Below are 22,480 nucleotides of genomic sequence, written 5' to 3'. Positions count from 1 at the left end.
ATTACTGAAGCAGCTTCAGTACAGCGGATGGCAGTTGGTTGGCCTGGGCCAGAACTGCGGTCGAAGCTTGTTGCAGAGTCTGCTGCTTGGTCAACTGAGCAGTTTCAGCAGCGAAGTCGGTATCTTGTACGCGACCCAGTGCAGCACTGGCGTTTTCGTTGATGTTCTGCAGGTTGGAGATGGTGCTGGTCAGACGGTTTTGTGCAGCACCGAGGTCGGCACGGCTGGAGTTGATGGTCGACAGAGCCTTGTCGATAGCGTCCATCGCAGCCTTGGTGCTGGTCTCAGCAGTGGCGCTGTCGTTACCGGTGATGCTGATGGTGGCAGAGTCAACGCCCAGGGTAGTAGCGTCGAAGCCGCTGGCCAGGGTGATGGTGATCTGGTTGGTTGCACCAGTGTTGGAACCGACCTGGAAGGTCATGGTGCCAGCGGAACCGTCGATCAGGTTTTTGCCGTTCAGGTTGGTCGACTTGGCGATACGAGTCAGCTCGTCCGACATCTGAGCAAATTCTTTGTTCAGAGCTACGCGGTCTTGAGTACCGTTGGAGTCGTTTCGCGACTGAACAGCCAGTTCACGCATACGCTGCAGGATGTTGGTGGATTCTTGCATCGCGCCTTCAGCGGTCTGGGCGATGGAGATACCGTCGTTGGCGTTTTTGATTGCCATGGTCTGACCACGGATCTGCGAGGTCATACGGGTAGCGATCTGCAGGCCGGCGGCGTCGTCTTTTGCACTGTTGATCTTCAGGCCGGAAGACAGGCGAGTCATCGAAGTCGACAGAGCGTCGGAAGCGCGGTTCAGGTTTTTCTGAACGTTCAGCGACGTGACGTTAGTGTTTACTGTTAAAGCCATGACGAATTCCTCGTTGGTTGGGTACTGCGGCTTCCGGCCCTGGCAACCGCCGGGTAATGGCCTAGAGAACCTTCGTAATAGTTATCGTCGGTAATGCAAGTTGCTTTAGGGCTTTTTCAAAAATATTTGCCATCACCCTGCCACCCCTTGAAAAACAAGGGGTTAAGCCAAGACCAAACGAAAAACTGACGCCAGAAAACCCCCACCATAAACCACCTGCCTTGTCTGCAAACTCATCCGCCAAATTCAGCCAGCAGCCACTCCAGCAGTTCGTATTCAAGATAGTCGGCCAACCCCAGCCAATCCTGCCCCTCCTGGCACGCCAGCATCAGCGTCAGCAACTGCGCCCAATCCTGCTGGAGCGACACTTGCGCAGCATCCACCAGCGATTGCACAGGCTCGAACAGCTCGACCATGCCTCCTACGGCCTCGACATCTCGGCCCAGGCGGAACAGATCGGCGATTTCCCGGGCTCGGGCAAACACAGGCTCTAGTTGATTCATTGAACAAAGTCCGGATGGAAGGTGGTACCGAGGATCATCGCGCCACTGCGGCTGGTGTTGAAAAACGTCACTTCAGGCTGGCTGCGAATGTAGCGCTCCAGCTCGCACAGGTAGCTGCGGAAATTGAGCTGGGTCTTGACTCGTTGCCCGTGACCATCCAGCACCCAATGCCGGGCGGCGCCGAGTTGCGGTCCCAGGTCGCCATCATGCCAACCGGCATGGGTGCGGCTCATGGGGAACGCGAAGTCCGCACCAAACAGGGTGATGCGCTGCCCACCCATTTTTACCGCCAGATCCACGGCCGGATGAATCACGCTTCCACCTGCATGCAACAGCGCGCGCGGGATGCGCTGACGCAGCGCCTGAAACACCGGACTGGCGGAGTACCCCACATACCGAGGACCGAGCCACCCTTCAAGCACCTGCGGGTCCGCCAGCGGCATATACACCAGAGCGGTACCCTCACTGCCCTGAGCCGGTAAATGTCGAGTGGAGATTCGCTGGTCGATACTCACCACCAGGTCCGCCCGGATACCCTGTTTGAGCAGTGGCTGATAAGCCGTGTCGACACAAATCAGCAGTGGCCGCTGCGGCTGCCCGGCCACTGCGCGCAATGCCGCGTAGTGCTGCTCGAGGCTCGGCCCCGTGGCGATCACAAAGACCTCGCTCGCGGGATGGCGATCGAACAGCTCGGCGACATCGCGATCCAGACCAACCCAGGGTTCAATGGCCGCCAAGCGCTCGGCAATATCCGCCGCTTCAGCAGTAAACAGGCGATTGTTGAAGGACAGGTGAGTCTCGCTGATCAATCGATCGCGGATCTTCGCGCTGAAGTCGTCAGCCAATACCAGCTCGGCCGGCAGGGCAAAGAACGGCAGCGCAATCTCCGGCAGGTCGCCGGCATACAGCAATTCGACCCGCGGATCAGCCAGCCACTCCTGCTGCTCAAGCACTTGCAATACCAGCTTGAACAGCGCGCCATTGAGGATGTGCACATACAAGCGCTGCAACCCCGGCCGCTGCAGTAACACCCCTTGCAGATCCCCCAGGCCACAGCCATAGAGGTGCAGTACCGGTGCCTCGGGCAGGCTGGCCGCCTGGACTTGAGCCTCGCGCCGGCGATCATGGCGACTGGTGAGCTGGACCCCGCCAACGCTCAGGGTCGAGCCCAGGCCTTCCACCAGGTCCGCCTGCAACGCAGCAGCATCCTCAGCCTGCACCCGCGCCAGCAGCGCCGGCCAGCGCTCGCCAATCACCCGGGCGTTGCCTTCAAAGCTGTCACTCATGCTGCCTCGCTTATCACTCGAGCAAAAAAATAGCGCTCAAGATTACACCTTGAGCGCTATCTGTGCCGCCGCGAGCAGAAACTCAGGCGCGATAGATGATCGCCGACCCCCAAGACAATCCAACGCCAAAGCCACTCAAGGCCACGCGCTTCCAGTTGGAGTCGAACATGTGTTTTTCCAGCAGCAGCGGAATGCTCGAGGAAACCGTATTACCGGTCTCCACCATGTCCTTGATGAACTTGTCCGGGTCGCCCTCGAAACGCCGTGCCACCGCATCGACGATCGCTGCACTGCCCTGGTGAATGCAGAAGGCATCGATATCGTCAGGCTGCAAGCCCGACTCGGCCAGCAACTCATGCAGATGCGCCGGCACCTTGAGCAACGCGAAGTTGAACACCTGCCGACCATTCATGAAGAACACGCCGTCGCTGACCTTCAAGTGCGGAGCGCCGGAACCGTCGGTGCCGAACTTGGCCTTGCCCAACTGCCAGGCCGCGCCCTCGCCCAGCCAGGTGGCAGTGGCGGCATCGCCGAACAGCATGGTGGTGTTGCGATCTTCGGGATCGACGATCTTCGAATAGGGATCGGCGGTGACCAACAGGCCGTTTTTCAGGCCCGCTGCTTCCATGAAGCCCTTGATGGCATAGATTCCGTAGACATACCCGGAACAGCCCAGGGAGATATCGAAAGCAGCGACGGTAGTCGGCAGGCCCAATTTGTCCTGCACGATCGCGGCGGTGTGGGGCAACCCTTCCTCGTCACCGTTCTGGGTGACCACGATCAACACATCGATGGCTTCACGCTTGAGTTCCGGGTTACCGGCGAACAAAGCATTGACCGCTTCGACACACAGATCGGAAGTCTCTTGCCCGGCGTCTTTGCGCGGCAGAAAAGCAGAACCGATCTTGCCCAGGATGAAGTCTTCATCCTTGGCGAATTTTGCACCTTGTGCGTAATTGTCCACGCCGGCTACAGGCACGTAGCTCGCAATGCTTTTTATGCCAATCATTACGGCTTCCCAATAATAAACAGCTCAATACCCCCGCTCAGTCACTGAGCAGGGGCTGCCGAAAGAAACACAGATACTTGCGCCGAACACAACGGCATCGGGAAGAACAAAGGGCTATCACGGGTCCTGTCACGCAGGGCTGGCGCCATCTTCCCGGGCAATACAATACAGTGAAGATGCACGTTATGACTCACAGGTCACGCCATTTTGCCGAATCAGCAACACAAAGGCCTATTCGACGAATGCCCAGTCCAGTGCGGTGCCGCGCTTGAGGGCCTGGCGCGCGCGACGACCGAGTAGCGCGTCGTAGTGCTTGGGAGCCAGCCCCAGCCCGGGACGGATGGCCCGCACATTATCGGCGCTGAACAGCTCTCCGGCCTGCATGTCGCGAGTGACATACAGCGACCGGCGGTAGACCAGTGATGGGCTCTCTGCCTGGGTGGCGCCATAGCGCACCTGCCCCATGGCCTGCCAGGCGCGCTCGGTTTCCAGCACCAGGCTGGCCAGCTCCGCAGGCTCCAGAGAGAAGCTGGCATCGACCCCGCCAGCGGCGCGATCCAGGGTGAAGTGCTTTTCGATCACCGTGGCACCCAGCGCCACCGCAGCCACGGACACCCCGACTCCCATGCTGTGGTCGGACAACCCCACTTCACAGCCGAACAGCTCCCGCAGATGGGGAATGGTCAGCAGATTGCTGTTCTCTGGCGAGGCCGGGTAGGTGCTGGTGCACTTGAGCAACACCAAGTCACGGCAACCTGCCTCACGGGCAGCGCGGACACTTTCGTCCAGCTCGGCGATGCTGGCCATGCCGGTGGAGATGATCAGCGGCTTGCCGGTGGCGGCGACCCGACGAATCAAGGGCAGGTCGGTGTTTTCAAAACTGGCGATCTTGTAGGCCGGGACGTCGAGGCTCTCGAGAAAATCCACCGCGCTCTCGTCGAACGGGGTGGAAAACGCCAGCATGCCCAACTCCCGCGCCCGGGCGAAGATCGGCGGGTGCCACTCCCAAGGCGTATGGGCGCGCTGGTAAAGGTCATACAGGGATGAACCGGCCCAGAGGCTGTTCGGGTCCTTGATGAAGAACTCGCCCTGATCCAGATCCAGGGTCATGGTATCGGCGGTGTAGGTCTGCAATTTCAAGGCATGGGCACCGGCCTTGGCCGCCGCCTCGACAATCTGCAGGGCCACCTCCAGCGATTGATTATGGTTGCCGCTCATCTCGGCGATGATCAACGGCGCCGCACCGGCGCCCACCGAGCGCGAGCCGATCTTGAAACTAGTCATCCAGAGATTCCTTCAATACTCGGGTGAATTCGCAGGGTGCCTGGCAGTAGCCGGCGTGGCGAAACAACGCCAGTGAAACCTGGTTACCTGCCAGCACCTGAGCCCCCAGGCGCTGCACATCAGGCCAATGGCGCATCAGGTATGCCTCACCCTGCTCCAGCAACGCAGCCCCCCAGCCCAGGCCCAGGCGCTCGGCAAACAGGTAGATCGACACCTCGGCCTGGACGCCTTGGCGGTCATAGCGCAACACCCCCACCGGCCCCTCGGGCACTTGCGCGACCAGCAACAAGCGCTGCGGATCCTTCAGAGAAGCCTCCAGCCAGTGCAGATGCTCCGGCCACTCAAGCGTCCCGGGCTGCTGGGACCAACACCTGACAAGCTCGGCATTACGTCCGTCGAACAGCAGGCGGGCATCATCCAGGGTCGCCGGACGCAAGTGCAGCGCGGTGGCGAACAACGCCGCCGCCACGCGCTGCACGCCACGGCCATCCACCAGTTCGCGGGCCCGCCGGGCCAGGCTATGACGCAACCATGGATTGTCCAGCAGCAGGCTCACGGCCTGACGCACCTGCTCCACACTGACCTGCTCACAAGGCCCCAGATACAAGTGGACGCCGGCTTCGGCCAGCAAGCGCGCATTGACCTCCTGGTTGCCGGCCACGGTGATGCACAGCGTGGGCACGCCCAGCACCGCGCGCTCCCAACTGGTACCGCCCCCGGCGCCCAGGCACAGATCGGCCTCGGCCAGCAGAGCGGCAAAATTCTTCACATAGCTGTGCAGGCGCCAGTGCGGCCGCCCCGCGGCCAAGGCCTGCATGGCCGGCCAGTCCGGGTTGCCGCTGCCGGCGACGAAATCCACCTGCAACTGGTGGAAATCCGCCAGCGCCAACATGGCCTTATGGGTCTGACCGGCGGCATCGAAGCCACCGAAGTTCACCAGCACCCGCCGCGGCTGGGGCCGAATCGGGATCGCTGGACGTCGGAACTCTTCACGCAGCAAGGCGAAATGCGGGCCGAACAGAGTCCGGCAGCGCTCGTCATGCAACCCGGCATAGGCCTGGACGCTACCGCTGAAGTTCTGGTCCAGCAACAGGTCCACGGCGTGCCTGCGGTTGGCCAGGTCGTCGATGGCGGCGATCCTGGGCGCCCACTGCCGAGCCGCAACCTGCCATTGGTGATCAAGGCCGTAATGGTCCACCAGCACCCAATCGAAGGCTGCTTGAGTGGCCAGCGCCCGCTGCAACGCGGCGATGTCTGCCTGCCAGGGCAAGGGCGTCTCGATCCCCAACTCGGGATGCTCGTCGGCATAGCGCTCCGGCAACTCGAAGGTCTGGAACCCCTCGGCCTGCAGCGCCTCCAGGCGATGCCCGAGCAGACGCCGACAGGCGAATGCCACACTGGCGCCCTGGCGGCGCAGCTCCTGGGCCAGGGTCAGGCAGCGGGCCACATGGCCACTGCCGATAGCCGGCGAAGCGTCGGCGCGGATCAGCACCCTCACTCCAGCTCTCCCCCGGCCTTGAGCGCGGCATACAGGTATTCAGCGCGCCGCCAATCCTCTTCGGTATCGATGTCCTGCACCAGATGACGCGGCAGGATCACCGGCAGGCTGCGAGTCGAGAACAACACCTCGCCTTCCAGCCAAGCCTGAGTCCTGCCCCAGTAGAACTGCCCCGCATCCTGATAGGCCGGCGGAAGATCCTGGGAACGGCTCTGGCGAAACTCCGGATACAAGGCATTGAGCGCCCCTTGCTCATCGAGAACCAACGCCCGCTGCACGGGAAAGCCGAAGCTGCACACCGAGAAGGCAAACCCTTTGTCCGGGTGCCGCATCAACATCTCCAGCCCCTGACGCAGATAACGTTCCTGCAGCAAGGGCGCAGTGGCATAGATGCAACAGGCGTACTCGAATTCCCGCCCCTGCTCCCGCAACGTCTGCAAGGCATGGACAATCACCGCCGCGGTGCCAGTGAAGTCATCCGCCAGGGTCGACGGCCGGATGAAGGGCACCTCGGCCCCACAGGCGAGCGCCAACTCCGCGATCTCAGGGTCATCGGTACTGACCACCACCTGCCGGAACAACCCACAGCTCAGCGCCTTATCAATAGAGCGCGCGAGCATCGGCACGCCATCGAAGGCCTTGAGGTTCTTGCGTGCAATACGCTTGCTGCCGCCTCGGGCAGGAATGATGGCAATCGCACTCATGATCCTGAAGACTCCTGTACCCAGCGCCGTACCTGCTGGACAATGAAATCCTGTTCGCTGTCACTCAACCCGGGATAAATCGGCAGGCTGAGAGCTTCCGCGTAATAGCGCTCGGCCTGGGGAAAGTCCCCCTGAGCAAAGCCCAGCGCCTGGTAATACGGCTGCAGGTGCACCGGAATGTAATGCAGATTGACCCCAACTCCCGACTCACGCAGCCCCTCGAAAACCTGTCGATGAGAGTGCTTCAGTCCTTCGAGCTGCAACCGCACCACATACAGATGCCAGGCCGACTGTGCATCGGCCTGAGCCTGGGGCAGTGTCAATGGCAGACCCTGCAATAGGCGCTGATAGCGAGCAGCCAGGTATTGGCGGCGCCGCACAAAGTCATCCAGCCTGTTCAACTGGGACAACCCCAGCGCAGCTTGAAGATCGGTCATCCGATAGTTGAAGCCCAGTTCCACCTGCTGGTAGTACCAGGGACCATGACTGGCCTCACTCATCTGTGCCGGATCACGCGTCATGCCATGGCTGCGCAGGCGTCGCAGACGCGCCGCCAGCTCGGGGCGATTGGTCAGAACCATCCCGCCCTCGGCGCTGGTAATGATCTTCACCGGATGAAAGCTGAACACGGTCATCGCAGCAAACTCACCGCAACCGACTGGCCGGCCCGCATAGCAGGCGCCCACCGCGTGGGAAGCATCTTCGATCACCGTGAAGGCATATCGCTCAGCCAACTCCGCCAACCGGCGCATGTCGCAGCTCTGCCCGGAAAAAGCCACCGCCACCACCACCTTGGGCAACCGTCCACACGCCTGGGCAGCCTGTAGCTTGTCAGCCAGGGCCTCGACATCAAGATTCCAGGTCTGCGGATCGATATCGACAAAGTCCACATCCGCACCGCAGTAACGCCCACAGTTGGCCGAAGCCAGAAAGGTATTGGGACTGGTCCACAGCCAATCACCTGGCCCCAAGCCGGCCGCCAGGCAAGCGATATGCAAAGCTGCCGTGGCATTGCAGACGGCCACTCCATGGGCCGCCTCGCAGCACGCGGCCATGGCCTGCTCAAAGGCTTCGATGGCCGGTCCCTGAGTCAGCCAGTCGGACTGCAGAACGTCTACGACGGCATCGATATCCGCCTGGTCGATACTCTGGCGACCGTAGGGAATCATGCCGAAATTCCGTCATGCAACTCGGCAATCTGCCCCACCGAGAGGAAGTGCGGGTTGGTATCGGAGCGGTACTCGAAATCCTCGGCGACCGAAACGCCCCGCTCCCCCACGCCATCAACGGCAAAGTCGACATTGACGCTGGTAAAACGAATGGACGGTTGAATCGTGTAATGATCGGCAAACTCCAGGGTCATGCGCGCATCATCCAGCGGCACCATCAACTCATGGAGCTTCTCTCCTGGACGGATGCCGACCTGTTTCTGCGGCAGATGGGCAGCCATGCCCGACGCCAGATCGACAATGCGAATCGAAGGAATCTTGGGCACGAAGATCTCCCCGCCATGCATGCGGGCGAAGCTGTCCAGAACAAACTGCACACCATGATCCAGCGTGATCCAGAAACGCGTCATGCGCTCATCGGTAATCGGCAGCTCCCTGGCTCCCTCGGCAATCAGTTTGCTGAAGAACGGCACGACCGAACCACGGGAGCCGGCGACATTGCCGTAGCGCACCACGGCAAAACGGGTCGGCTGCTCACCGGCAATATTGTTCGCCGCCACAAACAGCTTGTCCGACAGCAGTTTGGTGGCACCGTACAGGTTGATCGGACTGGCCGCCTTGTCGGTGGACAAGGCCACAACCCTTTTCACCCCGTTGTCGATGGCTGCAGCGATTATGTTCTCGGCACCATTGACGTTGGTACGAATGCACTCGGTGGGGTTGTATTCGGCGGCAGGCACCTGCTTCAGCGCGGCGGCATGGACCACATAGTCGATACCGCGCATGGCCTGACGCAGACGCTCAGCATCGCGCACATCGCCAAGGAAGTAACGCATGCACGGCGCATTGAAGGTTTGCTGCATCTCATACTGCTTGAGCTCGTCGCGGGAAAACACCACCACCCGCTTGGGCTGGTACTGCTCCAGCAGGCGTCGAATGAAGTTGCGCCCAAAGGAACCGGTGCCACCGGAAATGAAAATCGACTTACCGTTGAACATGACTGGATCCTTATCCGAGCAACTGAGCCCAGTTCACCGTGCCTGCAACACCCAGGACAAAGCCCTTGCCGCTCAACGCCAGGTTCGAGTTATAGGCAATATCCTGGGCAAAGCGCGCCGCCCACTTGTCCTGCAGGGCCGCTGCGGCTTGTGAATCCTGCGCCAGGGTGCCCGGGTGCTGAATCTGCGCCTGGGGAGTCACGACGGTGAGGTAACCGGCATCGGCGACCTTCAGGCACAGGTCGACATCGGCGAAAGCCTGGTCGAAATGCTCTTCGTCCAGTCCACCCACCGCCTCGAACAGCGCCTTGGCGATCATCAGGCAGGCACCGGACACCGCCGAGTAGTTCTTCTCCACCCACAGGCTGTTCATGTAGCCCGCGGCGTCCTTGGCCTCGCCAGCGAAAGCCGCGCCCAGATGGCCGTCGAAGCCCAGGATCAGTCCGGCCTGGGTGGTCGCACCCTTTTCGTTTACCAGCTTGGCACCGACAACGCCGACTTCCGGACGCTGGGCCTGGTTGAGCAGGCTCTCGATCCAGTTGGCGTTGACCACCTCGGCATCCGTTGCCAACAGCACCAGGTACTCGCCTCGGGCCTCAAGGCTGGCGGCGTTGTACAGGGCCGAGGAGCTCAGACGCCGCTCGCTGCGCAGCACACGAATACGATCGCCGCGACGCTCCAGACTGGCGAGCCAGCTGTCGAGTTCGGCGTTCTGGCTGTGGTTCTCGGCAATCAGCACTTCGTAGCGCTGGTAGCGAGTGCGCTGTAGCACGCTGACCAGGCAGCGTTGCAACTCGGCGAAGTTGTCCTGGCTCGCCAGAATGATCGACACCAGCGGACGCTCGGCGTGCTGATACTCGATCTGGTAAGTGCCCGGCTGCGCCGAACTGACCTGGGCGCGATAACCCCGTGCCGCCAGGTGTCGGGTCAGTACCTGACGCTCCTCGGCGCTGGACTCATCTGTTGGAGCACGGCAGATCAACAGTGGCTCGGCCAGATGGGCCAGTCCCGCGAGGCCGCCATCCTGGATCAAGCGCAGCAGCACATCGAATTCCAATGCCTGCTTGAGATCGCTGGAGAAACCACCGATCTGCATCAAGGCGTCACGCTGCAGCAACCAGTGCCGGGCCATCAATCCGGGAGCGCATTGCAGCTGGTCAAGGTTGAGCCCAGGACGGAATACCGAACTCAGGGTGAAATCACTCCGACGCTGCACTTCATCCATCGCGACCGCACGAATGCCTTCGGCGCCCAGCAGCTCCAGACTGGCCCGCAGCAGGCCACTGGCGGTGAACTGATCACCGGCCTCGGCCAGCAGAATCCAATCAGCGCGAGACTGGGCCAGAGCCAGGTTGATCCGCTCCACATAGTTGCTCTCGGTGACCTTGACGAAGTGCAAGGTGTCCTGAGCGGAGGTGGTGGCCGGCAAGTCGCCGGTGGTCAGTACCACCAGCTTGAAGGCTTTGAAATGGCTCGCCACCAGACTGTCGAAAGTGGCCTGCAGCTTGACCATGTCGGCATCGAGGTCGAGCAGCAGGATCTGCACCTGTGGACCGCCGCCATGACGCGCCAGATGCTCACTGATGGCACTCAGTTGCGCAGGCTCCGGCGCACGAGCGTCCAGCCAGTTGAGCAGGCGACCGGACTCGGTGGCATCAAGCAGCACTCGACTGTCCGGCCCTTGCACGGAATCCAGGCGCTCGGCCCAGGCCTGCAGCTTGCTCGCCTCTTCCTGCTCGTCCGTATCGCGCATGGACTCGACCAGGCGCTTGACCACCTGGCGGTTGAACATGTTCAGGGTCAAGGCTTCCCATAGCCGACTGCGCAGGGTTCGCGCGGTGTCATTGGGATGCACCCGCATCAGCTCCTCCTGGCGCAGCAGCACGCCTTCCAACTCCTGGAGCTGGAGCCGGCCCGCCGGCATCGCGTGCATGAGGAACTCGAACTGGGTCAGCAGATCGAACATCGGCTTGTTGTAGAACGGCATCTCGACGAACTGCTCGGCGCCGAACGAACGCACCGGCTCGGCACCGACTTCGACCCAGGCCGAACGGAAAATCATCGCGCCCTTGAGGGAACGTTTGGAAAGCAGGCAATCGGCCAAGGCGGTGAAACTGTCCAGGGCAATCTGCTTGATCTCTTGCGGGTCCCGACCACTGAAGCCTGTGGGCAGCGAAGCGAGGAACTCGGCAAAGGCCTGCCGTTGCTCCACCGACCGGGCGTCCTGAAACGCCAGCACAGTCAGCACGTCGGTGTTGTGCTCGGAGCTGCCATAGTTGGCCTCGCGCACGGCAAAGGGAATCGGCAGGATGCGCGCCTTGGCACAAGCCAGGAGGTAGAAACTATGACCGATTTCCTGCCACTCGAAATTGACCCCGGCCGGCAACTGGTTGTACCACTGGCGCAGCAGGTCCGTGCGGATCACGCCGTAGAACGGCGGCAGGAAGTTCTCCATGAAGCTCATGACCCGCTCACGCGGATCGTCGGAGGCATAATCCTCGACCACCCGACAATCGCGACGGTAGAAATTGGTCTCCGTTGCCCGCGCCACGTACATCATCCCGTAGCCATGACACAGACCGTAGTCCTGGTTTGCCTCAAGAAACTCCACCGATGCATTGAGCGCATCATGAATCAGGAAGTCGTCATCGGCAGCAAACGCCATGTAAGGCGTGGTGACCAGATTGACACCGTAGGTCAGCTTGTCCTGCAGGCCCTTGTAGCCGAATTGCGGCAGATGCCGGTAGTCGACCTCGGGATAGCGCTCGGCCAGAGACTCGTCCGGCTCCTGGGATGAATCCAGGACCAGGATCGAACAGGGATAGGTGCTGTAGTACTGCAAGGTACGTTGCAGGAACGCCTTGCGGTTGTGGGTCATCACCACGAGGGTGAAACGTTCGCTCATCGGCGTTGCGCTATTGTTCATCACTTTGTCTTCACCCCACATAAAACCTTCCCCACCACCGGCCACACGTCCGGAACTGCAACCATTGATATTCAGCGAACCCGACGCAGGTAACCGTCCGGCGCCACGGTGATCAGCAACTTGTTCTGCATCTGATAGTCGATCTCGAAATCGCGGTTCTCTTCCAGGTAGGCCCAGACCGCGGTTTTCGGGTTGTCGCCCGGGCCCCAGGGACGATCCGGGAAGAAGTTTTCCGGCATGTCCTCGACCACGGTGTCCATGACCACGCAGTAGCTGCCCACCGACACCAGCGGCGCATACAGGCGCAGCTCTTCGAGCACGTGCTCGTGGGTGTGGTTGGAGTCCAGAACCAGAATCACCTTCTTGCCTGCTGCGGCGGCCCGCACCTGCTCGGCGATGGCCGGATCGATGCTCGAACCTTCGATCATGCGGATGCGCTTGCTCATCGGATGCTGCTCGATGGCTTCGCGGTTGTGCGGGCGGATATCCAGGTCGATGCCCAGCACTTCGCCATGGCCCTGCAGCTCCAGCAGCGAGGCGTAGTAGATGATCGAACCGCCGTGGGCGATACCGCATTCGATCACCAGGTCCGGCTTGACCTGCCAGATGATCTCCTGCATCGCCATCATGTCCTGGGGCAGCTGGATGATCGGCCGGCCCATCCAGGAAAAGTGATAGCTGTACTTGTGGCTCGCGGACTCATTGAAAAAGTCACGGGCCAGGCCCTTGAGCTTTTCATCCTGGCCCTGGGCGCTGATCTGCGCCTGGCATTCTTGTTCAAAGGCTTGAATGACGTTGTGCTCGGTCATGTTCGGTTCTCAATGGCAAATTAGCTGAACGAAGCGCTGTCGACGGCGTGATAGACATAACGGCCGTCGGTCATGCGCTTGATTTCTTCGAGGTAGTTGGAATTCATCACGAACAGGTTGGCGCCTGCCGGCAGTGCCTCCATGGCTTCTTGTGGCGATGACACGCGCATCCCACTGAGCGGCAGGTACCGGCCCTGTTTGGCCGGGTTGATATCGACGACCTGATCCACCGCCACACCGGCCCGTTGCAGGAACAGCGAATAGATCACGCCCTTGGAAGAGGCCCCCCAGATCCCGGCAGCGGTTTGCGGTGCCGCCTGGATGATGCGTTTGGCGCATTCGATGCTGGCGGTGAAATCCGCCGGCATCCGCAACGGCTGCAACGGCGCCGGCAACGCCGACTGCAAGCTGCCCAGGTCCGCCACCACGTACAGGTACTGGCCGCCAAACAGATGCCCGGCTTCATGCACAGTGCCGAACATGCGCTGCAGGTCTTCGAGACGGAAGTAATTGACGTGCTCATAGAACACATCGAACCAGGCGCGATGCTCGAGGATCCAGTCGAAACACGGCACTTCGATGTAGATCTGCCCGCCCTGGTTGGCATCGGCAATCTCCGCCAGAAAGGCCAGCGGATCGGCAATATGCTCCAGCACATGACGCAGCACGATGGCCTCGGCCGCCAGCCCCAGACCACGAGTGAACGGCGCCTTGATCACCTCGGGGTTGGTCCCCTCGTAGGCCGGGTCGATGCCGGTGATGGCATAGCCCTCGCTGCGCAGCAGTTCGAGGAAATAGCCCTTGCCGCAACCGACCTCGATCAGCTCGCGCCCCTTGAAGTGCCGGGCGATGATGCCCTCCACATCCATCAGGTGCTGCTGGAACTGCGCCGAGTGGGCCTGCTCGTTCTGATAGTCGCTGTCGTAGCTGAGCTTGTCGGCATCGAAGGCCTGATTGAAGATCAGCCCGCTCTGCAGGTCTTGCACCAGGACGATATCCGCAGACGCCGAGGCACGGGCACTCTGGGCATCGGCGAAGGTGCGATTCTGCAGCACCGGCAAGTCGGCGACCCGATACAACTCATGCGCCATGTTCGGCTCCTGTTATGTGCTGCAAGCGCTGGTTCAAGCCCCAGAACGCCATGGGTTCATAGTCCGGGTACGGGTAATGCCCCAGGTTCAGGCGGATCGCCGCGCCGCGCTGAGCGATACGCTGCTCCACCAGGGAGCGCACGGATACCGGCCGGCCACTGGAGCAATTGACCACCCCGGAAAATCCGCGCTGGTCGAGCAGCGCCGCCAGGTAGCCGGCGGCCTCCTCGATGCCCAGGTAGTCCCGCAGTTGTTCGCCGCCGGACATATTGAAAACCTCGTCACCGGCATCGATCGCTCGGTCCAGCGCCGCCAGCAGGCTCTTGGGGTTCTGCCCCGGGCCATGCAGGTAGAACAACCGCGCCCATTGCAAACTGAAGGGCAACTGCTGCTGCAGGGCTTGCAGAAACAGATGCAGGCTGTGCTTGGCCAAACCGTAGGGATTGCTCGGGCGCGCCTCGACGTCTTCATCCAAGGGCCCGCTCTGCATGCCGTACTCGAAGCAGGTGCCGGTGACCAGCACTTGGTTCACCCCGGCCTCGACCACGGCTTTGATCAAGCGGTAATCAGCCATCAGGTTGTGCTCGAGGTGAAACAGCGCCTGATAGTTCGGCAGCCCCGGCCAGGCCAGATGGGCCAAGGCATCGACGCCTTCCACCAGCGCCGCGACATCGAGCTGCGGGGCGTGCACGTCCAGGGCGCGAAACTCCACCGCGTCAAACCAGGGCAACTGCCGCGCCTTGTCCGCATCCCGCGCCACCGCACGCACGCGGCATCCCCGGGCCAGCAAGGCCGTCACCAGATGCTGGCCAACAAAGCCGCTGGCGCCGGTGACCAGCACCGTCATGCCCTTCACAGCAGCTTCAACTCGGGCACGGCGATCACGAAGCGCCCGCCCCATTGCCGCACCTGGGCCAGTTGCTCACTGACTTCGCCGAGCAGGTTCCACGGCAGCACCAGCACATAGTCCGGTCGCTCCTGATCGATACGCTCAGGCGCGACCACCGGAATCCGGCTGCCCGGCAAGTACTTGCCCTGCTTGTGCGGGCTGGCATCGGCCACCCAGGCCAGGAGGTCGGGCTTGACCCCGGCGTAATTGAGCAAGGTGTTGCCCTTGGCCGCCGCGCCATAACCCACCACACGCTTGCCTTCGGCCTTGGCCTGGAGCAGGAAACGCAGCAGCTCGTGCTTGATCCGCTCAGCGGCCGGCGCCAGAGTCTGGTAGTACCCGGGCGTGTTCACCCCGGCCTGCTGTTCCAGCAGCAATTGACGCGCCACGCTGTCCAGCACGGGACGGCGCTGGCCATCGACACGCTGCACGAACACCCGCAGCGAACCGCCATGGGTCGGCAAGGTTTCGACATCGAAGATTTCCAGGCCGTTACGCTGGCACAAGCCCTGGACCGCCGTCAGCGACAGGTAGGAGTAGTGCTCGTGGTACAGGGTGTCGAACTGCTGCCCGGCCATCAGGGTCAGCAGCTGGGGAAACTCGAAAGTCGCCACGCCGGTGGGCTTGAGCAATGCGGCAAAACCACAGAGGAAGTCGTTGATGTCCGGCACATGAGCCAGCACATTGTTGGCCGCCATCAGGTCGGCGGCCCAACCCTCTGCCAGCAACTGCGCGGCGGTATCGCGGCCGAAGAACGACTCACGGATCAGCAGCCCCTTGTCGCGCGCCGCCTGGGCGGTACTGCGGGTCGGCTCGACCCCGAGGCAAGGGATGTCACGCTGGGCCACGTACTGCAACAAGTAGCCATCATTGGCCGCCACTTCCACTACCCGGCTTCGGGCATCCAGGCCGAAACGCTCGACCATCTGCGCCACGTAGTCCCGGGCATGCTGCAGCCAGGTCGTGGAGAACGAGCTGAAATAGGCGTAGTCGGCGTCGAACAGGTGGTCGGCGCGGGTGTAGTCCTCAGTCTGCACCAGCCAGCATTGCTGGCACACCTGGACCTTGAGCGGCACCCATTGCTCGGCCTGATCCAACTGCCCGGCCCGCAGGTAGGCGTTGGACGGCGGCGAGGTGCCCAGGTCGATCAGAGGCAGGCTCAGGCATGCGCCACAACCGCGGCAATTCATAGACTCACTCCAGCGAAAGCAGCATCGAGCAAGGGGTGGCTGGCATCCCGGGTCGACAGATTATTGACAGGCAACGGCCAGTTGATCGCCAGGCGCGGGTCCAGCACCGACAACCCGGCCTCGTGCTCGGGGGCGTAGTCGGCGCTGTGCAGGTAGAGCAGTTCGGCATCCTCGCTCAGGGTCTGGAAACCATGGGCGAAGCCTGCCGGCAACAACAGGCTGCGGCCGTCGCCCGCCCTCAGGTGCTCCGCGTGCCAGTGGAGGAACGTCGGCGACTCGGGGCGCAGGTCCACCGCCACGTCCCAGACCTCGCCCCGCAGACAGGTAATGAGCTTGGCCTCAGGACGCGCGGCGGTTTGATAGTGCAGGCCACGCACACTGCCCCGCTCGCGGGTGCAGGAATGGTTGATCTGACGAATATGAAACGGCTGGCCAAAGGCACTCAGGGTGCCTTCGCAGAACAACCGGGAGAAATGCCCGCGCTGATCCTCGAAGCGTTTATGGCGCACCTCGCACAACCCGGCCATTGGCAGAGCCAGGACCTGAAACTCGCTCACAGCGTCCCCCGATACAGGTTCAACTGCCCCAGGGTCACCGCGCGCATGTCCGCGCCGCTCTTCCAGGCCAGGTGCCAGTCCAGGGTCTGCGCCAGGCATTGCTCCAGGCTCCAGCGAGGTTTCCAGCCGAGCAACTGTCGCGCGCGGCTGCTGTCCAGACGCAACAGACCCGCCTCGTGCAATTCACTGGGCTCGATACGCAGGCCAGGGGCTTCTGGCCAGTGCCGGGCCAGCAGTTCCACCACTTCACCGACGCTGCACATGTCTTGCTCGCCAGGACCGAAGTTCCAGGCCCCCGCGTAGTGCGGACCCTGCTCATACAGGCCGGCCGCCAGTTGCAGATAACCGGCCAGGGGCTCCAGGGCATGCTGCCAGGGGCGCACGGCCTGCGGATAACGCAAGGTCACCGGCTCGTCGGCGGACCAGGCCTTGAGCACATCGGGAATCAACCGCTCGGGGGCAAAGTCGCCACCGCCCAGGACGTTGCCCGCGCGTGCCGTGGCCAAGGCCAGGCCATGTTCGGCATAACGCTCGGCGGCAAAGAACGAAGAGGCATAGGACTGGGCTAGCAGCTCGCAACAGGCCTTGCTGCTGCTGTAGGGGTCATGACCGCCCAAGGGTTCGTTTTCCCGGTAGGGCCACAGCCACTCCTGGTTGGCGTAGACCTTGTCGGTGGTCACCAGCACACAGGCGCGCACCCCGCCCACCTGGCGGATCGCCTCCAGCAGGTTGAGGGTGCCCATGACATTGCTCGAATAAGTCCCTAACGGGTCGCGATAGGCCTCGCGCACCAGGGGCTGGGCCGCCAGGTGCAAGACGATTTCCGGCTCGACCTGGGCGATCAACTCCAACAGGCTGCCCAGGTCGCGCAAATCACCGCGATGATCATTGATGCCTTCGGCCACCCGCGCCAGTTCGAACAGGCTCGGCTCGGTACTCGGGTCCAGGGCAAAACCACTGACCTCGGCCCCCAGGCTCTGCAGCCACAGGCTCAGCCAACTGCCCTTGAAACCGGTATGGCCGGTCAGCAAGACCCGTTTGCCACGCCAGAACTCCTGGCTCAGTCCCATTGCTTCCACGGGGCCTCCCCGCTTTGCCAGAGCTGTTCCAGATGGTTCTTGTCGCGCAGGGTGTCCATTGGCTGCCAGAAACCACCGTGCTCGAATGCACGCAATTGCTGGTTCCTGGCCAGTTGCATCAGTGGCTCGGCTTCCCAGGTGGTACTGTCGCCATCGATATAGGACAGCACCTTGGGCGACAAGACGAAGAACCCGCCATTGATCCAGCCGCCGTCGCCACGAGGTTTTTCAGTGAACCCCAGGACCTGGTCGCCATCACGCTCCAGAGCGCCATAGCGGCCTGGCGGCTGTACTGCGGTCACGGTGGCCAGCTTGCCGTGAGCCTTATGAAAATCCACCAGGGCGCCGATGTTCAGGTCCGACACACCATCGCCGTAGGTAAAGCAGAACGCCTCTTCATCCTGCAGGTAGCGCCCGGCACGGCGCAGGCGCCCACCGGTCATGGTTTCCTCGCCGGTGTCGATCAGCGTCACGCTCCACGGCTCGCTGTAGTTCTGATGCACGTCCATGCGATTGTTGCGCATGTCGAAGGTGACATCCGAGGTGTGCAGGAAGTAGTTGGCAAAGAAGTCCTTGATCGCGTAGCCCTTGTAGCCCAGGCAAATCACGAAATCATGAATTCCGTGGGCGGAATACTGCTTCATGATGTGCCAAAGAATTGGCTTGCCACCGATCTCGATCATGGGCTTGGGCTTGAGGTGGGACTCTTCGCTGATTCGCGTACCCAGTCCACCAGCCAGAATTACGGCCTTCATCGCTGTCCTCTTGCTCTTCGCGGGCTGTATCAGCCCTCCTGAGACCTGGCTGAGCACCAGCCGCAGATCATTCATTCGCAGCCAGATCCCTTGCACAGCGTCGCTGCGAAGGTTTTATGGCGATATGCAAGGGACTTGCAGGAAGTGCGCCAATTGCGCAGGGGATGCCTTGGGACGCGCTAAAAGAAAGCCCCTGGCCGTTATCTCCGACAGGGGCTTGTCTGAACAGCCGGTCACAGCACGAAACGTCCCGGCCAGCAATGGAATCAGTCCGGTAACCAACCCCACAACCAGTGCTGCAGGTTGTCACTGCGCAGCATGAAGTCGCGATGCACCGCCTCACGCAACTCATCGCCCATGCGATAGCTGGCTGCCGGATCGGCCAGGTGCATGCGGATCGCCTGCAACCACTCCTCGGTACTGTTGCTACGGACCCGGGTACAAGGCAGGAAACCGCGATAGGCCTCAGTATCGGTGCAGATCACCGGATAACCGCAGGCCCCGTACTCCAGTAGCCGCAGGTTGCTCTTGCAGTCGTTGAAGATATGGAATTCCAGCGGAGCCAGAGCCAGATCGAGGTTCAGGCTGGCCAACTTGAACGGATAGGCCTGCAAACCGATCGCCGGATAGAATTCGTGCACATAGGGACGCAATGCGTCCGGACACATGCCGAAGAATACCCACTCCACCTCCTTGGCCAGCTCGCGCACCACCTCGGCAATAATCTCCAGGTCCCCCGTGTGGCTGGTCCCCCCACCCCAACCGATACGCGGCTTGCTGGACGTGCCCCGCCGACTGGTGAGCGTCGCCCAAGGATCGGGCGAGAGCATATTGGGCACGACACGGATGTCGCTGTGCATGCTGGACAGCGCATCAGCCAGCGGCTGGGTGGTGACCAGCAAACGATCGCACAAGGCGATCCCCTCACGGAGCAATTGCTCGGTATTCTCCGGCTTGTTCCGCGCATGGATATTCTTCTTCGGCGCATTGACGATGTAGTCATCAATCTCAAAAATACGCAGCGCACTGGAGTACTTTTTCATCCGCAGAATATCGTCGGCCGCGCCCTCGCTGTACCGACACTGAAGCACGATGGTATCGGGAGACAGACGCTCGATTTCCACCATCGTCGGCGACTCGTAGGCTACCCGCCCCATAACCCGCCCTGCCTCCTCGAGCGCATTCAGGGGCGCGGTGACCCGGTAGTGGCCGACCGCGCTGGTGTTGACCGGCAAGCCCAGTATCAGCGGCAAGGCCCGACTGCAAAATGGATCCCAGTGGTTACGCAAGGTCGGCTCAAGGCTGAAGCTGGAGAAGCCCAGACTCAGAGCCGGATTGTATGCGGGGTCCCGAGCGATCTTGGGCAGCCACTGAAGATAGAAACTCTCGCACTCCGCTTCCCGTTCTGGCCGGTGCTCGATTGCCTCCGGCTGCTGCTCGACCGCACCCAGCATCAAGGTGGCATAAGGCGTCCAGACCACCAGATAGCCATCACGATCCACCCGCAGGCACAGGTCCGCCGCACCGAGCTCGCCACTGACGTATTGCTCATCCAGGCCGCCGAGAGCGCAGAACACTTCCTTGCGCACCATCAGGCAGTCGCCACTGACCGAGCTCCAGTTTTGCACCACTTGCAGCCGCTGCATGTACCCGCGCACACCCAGCATCTCGCCGACATAAGGCGAACCCACAGGACCAGCCAAGCCCAGCACCTGCCCGGCATGCAGGATAGAACCGTCCATGTCCAGTATCCGCGCACCGACCACGCCGACTTCCGGGCGCTGAGCCTGGTTGAGCAGCTCATCCAGCCAGTCACCGGTACAGATCCGTGCCCAGGGGCTCAGCAGCAACAGGTACTCACCACGAGCCTGTTGCGCAACAGCATTGACCCGCATCGCCTGGTTGTCCGGACCCTCGTAGGGCAGCACCCGCAACATGCCGCCCCCCAACTGCGCCATGGCCGCCAGCCAGCCCGCCATGGCCGGATCGCGACTGCCGGCATCCACCAGCAACAGCTCGTAACGGTTGTAGGCGGTCTGCTCGATCAGACCTTCGACACAGCGCTGCAGAGCCGACAGCGAATCACCGCAACTGACGATGATCGACACCAATGGCCGCGCCTGATGCAGATAATCGATGCGGTTGAGCAAGGGCAAGTCGTCATGACGGATCCGGTGCTCAACGCCGATACGCCGCAGATGCGCAGCCACCAGTCCCTCACTGGCCTCGATCACCTGCGACCGCGACAGCCACTGAGCAAATGTAAATTCCGACTCCAGTTGGATATCGGCGATGTGTTCGATGGTCTGCGGGCCTGCGCCTTCCACCAGTCGCCACAGCAGGTCTTGAGGCGCCAGCTCGCCATGGGCAGAATCGAAGCCGCCCTCGGCCATGAAACGCTCGCGGGAGAAAGCCAGGGCCCGGCCGACATAAGGATAGGAACGCATCAGATCGAGGTTGAAGTCGGGCTTGAAGACCGGTTCAACCGACTCCCCCTCCAGCAGTGCACCTTCATCGCTATAGGCACAGAGCATGCCCGAGGTGTTGGCGATGCGTTCGGCCAGCACCAGCAAAGCCGAATCCCGCAGACGATCACCGGCCCGCACCAGATAAAACCAGTCGCAGCCCTCCAGTTGCGGCACCCACTCATTGAGCTGCCCGGCCCAATCGGCGCGCAGGGGTTGCTGCAGTACCCGCTCGCCGATCTCACATTCGGCATCGGACAGCACCACCACCGCCTGAGGCGCATAGAGCTGCTCGGCCAGACTGTCCAGGGTCCGCTGGAGCGCGGCGCTATCGGCCTCGAAGTCGATAACCACGGGCACGATCTGCACCCGCCGCGGCCAACTGTCGATACGCTGCGCCATCAGCCGCTGTTCCGTCGTCGAGAACTTGCGCACAGCCAGCCACTCTCGATAGAACTCCTCGTAGCTCTGGCTCCCGCCACCGACCCGTCCGTTTACCACGGTATTGCGATTGCCCAGTATCCGCACCACGAACAGCTCCTGCCACGGACGCGGCTGCTCATGGGCCTGGTACAGCTTCACAGTACGCACCCAACCTGAAGCGGGCGCAGGCTCACCACTACGGACCGCCAGCATCTGCGCCAGCCATTGCCACTCGGCAGCGGCGAACTTGAGCATTTCCGGCGTGCCACTGAGGCGCCCGGGGTAGAGCCGCTCACAACTCAAGACGCTGGTCAGCGCAACAACATTGCCGCGACGCATCAGGCAGATAAACAAGGCCAGGTCGAGCAAGGCGAGAAATCCGGCGCCCTCCTGAATCAATGCAGGCAACAACTCGAGCACATCAGCGCGACGCATCAGAGCAGCGCTGAAATTGCCCACGAAGTTTTTCGGCATGGTTTCAAAAACCGCCAACAGGTCATCGCCCTTGAGCAATGTATCGCCCCGGGTAAAGCGACAGTTGTCGATCCGCGACGGCAGGATGAAATTGCCCGCGTCACTGAACACTCTTAACGCGAACACCAGGCTGACATCGGGATTGTCGAGCAATGCTGGTGCCTGTTCGGCGACGCTCGGCGAAAACAAGCGATCGTCGTCACACAAGACCTTGATCAGCTCGCCACGAGCCTCTTCAACGCAGCGCAACACGTTCTTCTGCAACCCCAGGCGCTGCGGGTTGCGCAGATAGCGCACAGGGTGTGCAGGCTCGGTAATGGCCTCGACGATACGCTGGATCTGATCGTCGGCACTGTCGTCGCAAATGACGATTTCCAGGGGCTGGTAGGTCTGGGCCAGGGCACTCTCGAGGGCCTGACTGAAGAAGCGCGGGTTGAAGGCGGGGATAACGATGCTGACTAGAGGGGCTTGGTTCACGGTTGCAAACTCTCGAGCGGCGAGCCCCGGCCAGAAAGACC

Annotated in this window: 18 protein-coding genes; all 18 read right to left on the bottom strand. The window is 61.8% G+C overall.

The window, feature by feature from the left end; all coding sequences use genetic code 11:
- Position 1: 1 nt before the first annotated feature.
- The 18 genes from LXM55_RS15300 to LXM55_RS15215 all read right to left on the bottom strand — a co-directional run bounded on the left by LXM55_RS15300 (position 2) and on the right by LXM55_RS15215 (position 22,439).
- On the bottom strand, positions 2-853 hold the full coding sequence (locus LXM55_RS15300) for a flagellin domain-containing protein (protein ID WP_060842811.1): 852 nt from the start codon (positions 851-853) through the stop codon (positions 2-4).
- A gap of 233 nt (positions 854-1,086) precedes the next feature.
- Positions 1,087-1,356, bottom strand: a complete 270-nt coding sequence (locus tag LXM55_RS15295) for a hypothetical protein (RefSeq protein ID WP_233321152.1) — start codon at positions 1,354-1,356, stop codon at positions 1,087-1,089.
- Positions 1,353-2,642, bottom strand: a complete 1,290-nt coding sequence (locus tag LXM55_RS15290; RefSeq protein ID WP_233321151.1) for a motility associated factor glycosyltransferase family protein — start codon at positions 2,640-2,642, stop codon at positions 1,353-1,355. The genes LXM55_RS15295 and LXM55_RS15290 overlap by 4 nt, the downstream gene beginning before the upstream one ends.
- Before the next feature lie 82 nt (positions 2,643-2,724).
- On the bottom strand, positions 2,725-3,651 hold the full coding sequence (locus tag LXM55_RS15285) for a ketoacyl-ACP synthase III (RefSeq protein WP_233321150.1): 927 nt from the start codon (positions 3,649-3,651) through the stop codon (positions 2,725-2,727).
- A gap of 231 nt (positions 3,652-3,882) precedes the next feature.
- On the bottom strand, positions 3,883-4,935 hold the full coding sequence (pseI, locus tag LXM55_RS15280; protein WP_233321149.1) for a pseudaminic acid synthase: 1,053 nt from the start codon (positions 4,933-4,935) through the stop codon (positions 3,883-3,885).
- Positions 4,928-6,433 carry a UDP-2,4-diacetamido-2,4,6-trideoxy-beta-L-altropyranose hydrolase gene (gene pseG / locus LXM55_RS15275; protein ID WP_233321148.1) on the bottom strand — a complete coding sequence of 502 codons (1,506 nt, stop codon included), beginning with the start codon at positions 6,431-6,433 and terminating at the stop codon, positions 4,928-4,930. The genes pseI and pseG overlap by 8 nt, the downstream gene beginning before the upstream one ends.
- Positions 6,430-7,137: a pseudaminic acid cytidylyltransferase gene (gene pseF / locus LXM55_RS15270; protein ID WP_233321147.1), complete on the bottom strand. Its 708-nt coding sequence runs from the start codon at positions 7,135-7,137 to the stop codon at positions 6,430-6,432. Before pseF ends, pseG begins: the two co-directional genes overlap by 4 nt.
- Entirely contained in the window at positions 7,134-8,306 is a 1,173-nt protein-coding gene (pseC, locus tag LXM55_RS15265; protein WP_233321145.1) for a UDP-4-amino-4,6-dideoxy-N-acetyl-beta-L-altrosamine transaminase, read from the bottom strand. The genes pseF and pseC overlap by 4 nt, the downstream gene beginning before the upstream one ends.
- On the bottom strand, positions 8,303-9,304 hold the full coding sequence (gene pseB / locus LXM55_RS15260; RefSeq protein WP_233321143.1) for a UDP-N-acetylglucosamine 4,6-dehydratase (inverting): 1,002 nt from the start codon (positions 9,302-9,304) through the stop codon (positions 8,303-8,305). The genes pseC and pseB overlap by 4 nt, the downstream gene beginning before the upstream one ends.
- Before the next feature lie 10 nt (positions 9,305-9,314).
- Positions 9,315-12,251, bottom strand: coding sequence for a TIGR00180 family glycosyltransferase (locus LXM55_RS15255; RefSeq protein WP_233321142.1), 2,937 nt, complete (start codon positions 12,249-12,251; stop codon positions 9,315-9,317).
- Between the two features lie 50 nt (positions 12,252-12,301).
- Positions 12,302-13,039, bottom strand: a complete 738-nt coding sequence (locus LXM55_RS15250; protein WP_233321141.1) for a cephalosporin hydroxylase family protein — start codon at positions 13,037-13,039, stop codon at positions 12,302-12,304.
- Between the two features lie 20 nt (positions 13,040-13,059).
- A complete protein-coding gene (locus LXM55_RS15245) occupies positions 13,060-14,130 on the bottom strand; it encodes a class I SAM-dependent methyltransferase (RefSeq protein ID WP_233321139.1) in 1,071 nt (356 codons plus the stop codon).
- The gene (locus tag LXM55_RS15240; protein ID WP_233321137.1) at positions 14,120-14,977 is read right to left on the bottom strand and encodes an NAD-dependent epimerase/dehydratase family protein; all 858 of its coding nucleotides are present in this window, start codon (positions 14,975-14,977) and stop codon (positions 14,120-14,122) included. Before LXM55_RS15240 ends, LXM55_RS15245 begins: the two co-directional genes overlap by 11 nt.
- 5 nt (positions 14,978-14,982) lie before the next feature.
- Positions 14,983-16,209, bottom strand: coding sequence for a class I SAM-dependent methyltransferase (locus LXM55_RS15235; RefSeq protein ID WP_233321136.1), 1,227 nt, complete (start codon positions 16,207-16,209; stop codon positions 14,983-14,985).
- Positions 16,206-16,766, bottom strand: coding sequence for a dTDP-4-dehydrorhamnose 3,5-epimerase family protein (locus tag LXM55_RS15230; protein ID WP_233321135.1), 561 nt, complete (start codon positions 16,764-16,766; stop codon positions 16,206-16,208). The genes LXM55_RS15235 and LXM55_RS15230 overlap by 4 nt, the downstream gene beginning before the upstream one ends.
- The gene (gene rfbG, locus LXM55_RS15225; protein ID WP_233321134.1) at positions 16,763-17,845 is read right to left on the bottom strand and encodes a CDP-glucose 4,6-dehydratase; all 1,083 of its coding nucleotides are present in this window, start codon (positions 17,843-17,845) and stop codon (positions 16,763-16,765) included. Before rfbG ends, LXM55_RS15230 begins: the two co-directional genes overlap by 4 nt.
- The gene (rfbF, locus tag LXM55_RS15220; RefSeq protein WP_233321133.1) at positions 17,827-18,600 is read right to left on the bottom strand and encodes a glucose-1-phosphate cytidylyltransferase; all 774 of its coding nucleotides are present in this window, start codon (positions 18,598-18,600) and stop codon (positions 17,827-17,829) included. The genes rfbG and rfbF overlap by 19 nt, the downstream gene beginning before the upstream one ends.
- 266 nt (positions 18,601-18,866) lie before the next feature.
- On the bottom strand, positions 18,867-22,439 hold the full coding sequence (locus LXM55_RS15215) for a glycosyltransferase (RefSeq protein WP_233321132.1): 3,573 nt from the start codon (positions 22,437-22,439) through the stop codon (positions 18,867-18,869).
- Between the last annotated feature and the right edge of the window lie 41 nt (positions 22,440-22,480).

It is taken from the genome of Pseudomonas sp. Au-Pse12 (genome assembly GCF_021341665.1).
Taxonomy (GTDB): domain Bacteria; phylum Pseudomonadota; class Gammaproteobacteria; order Pseudomonadales; family Pseudomonadaceae; genus Aquipseudomonas.
The sequence above is the reverse complement of the archived record's forward strand: the minus strand, read 5'-3'. Positions and strand labels throughout refer to the sequence as shown.

Coding starts and splice junctions, on each gene's coding strand:
- LXM55_RS15300 (WP_060842811.1), bottom strand. CDS start 853: ATGGCTTTAACAGTAAACACTAACGTCACGTCGCTGAACGTTCAGAAA.
- LXM55_RS15295 (WP_233321152.1), bottom strand. CDS start 1,356: ATGAATCAACTAGAGCCTGTGTTTGCCCGAGCCCGGGAAATCGCCGAT.
- LXM55_RS15290 (WP_233321151.1), bottom strand. CDS start 2,642: ATGAGTGACAGCTTTGAAGGCAACGCCCGGGTGATTGGCGAGCGCTGG.
- LXM55_RS15285 (WP_233321150.1), bottom strand. CDS start 3,651: ATGATTGGCATAAAAAGCATTGCGAGCTACGTGCCTGTAGCCGGCGTG.
- pseI (WP_233321149.1), bottom strand. CDS start 4,935: ATGACTAGTTTCAAGATCGGCTCGCGCTCGGTGGGCGCCGGTGCGGCG.
- pseF (WP_233321147.1), bottom strand. CDS start 7,137: ATGAGTGCGATTGCCATCATTCCTGCCCGAGGCGGCAGCAAGCGTATT.
- pseC (WP_233321145.1), bottom strand. CDS start 8,306: ATGATTCCCTACGGTCGCCAGAGTATCGACCAGGCGGATATCGATGCC.
- pseB (WP_233321143.1), bottom strand. CDS start 9,304: ATGTTCAACGGTAAGTCGATTTTCATTTCCGGTGGCACCGGTTCCTTT.
- LXM55_RS15255 (WP_233321142.1), bottom strand. CDS start 12,251: ATGTGGGGTGAAGACAAAGTGATGAACAATAGCGCAACGCCGATGAGC.
- LXM55_RS15250 (WP_233321141.1), bottom strand. CDS start 13,039: ATGACCGAGCACAACGTCATTCAAGCCTTTGAACAAGAATGCCAGGCG.
- LXM55_RS15245 (WP_233321139.1), bottom strand. CDS start 14,130: ATGGCGCATGAGTTGTATCGGGTCGCCGACTTGCCGGTGCTGCAGAAT.
- LXM55_RS15240 (WP_233321137.1), bottom strand. CDS start 14,977: ATGACGGTGCTGGTCACCGGCGCCAGCGGCTTTGTTGGCCAGCATCTG.
- LXM55_RS15235 (WP_233321136.1), bottom strand. CDS start 16,209: ATGAATTGCCGCGGTTGTGGCGCATGCCTGAGCCTGCCTCTGATCGAC.
- rfbF (WP_233321133.1), bottom strand. CDS start 18,600: ATGAAGGCCGTAATTCTGGCTGGTGGACTGGGTACGCGAATCAGCGAA.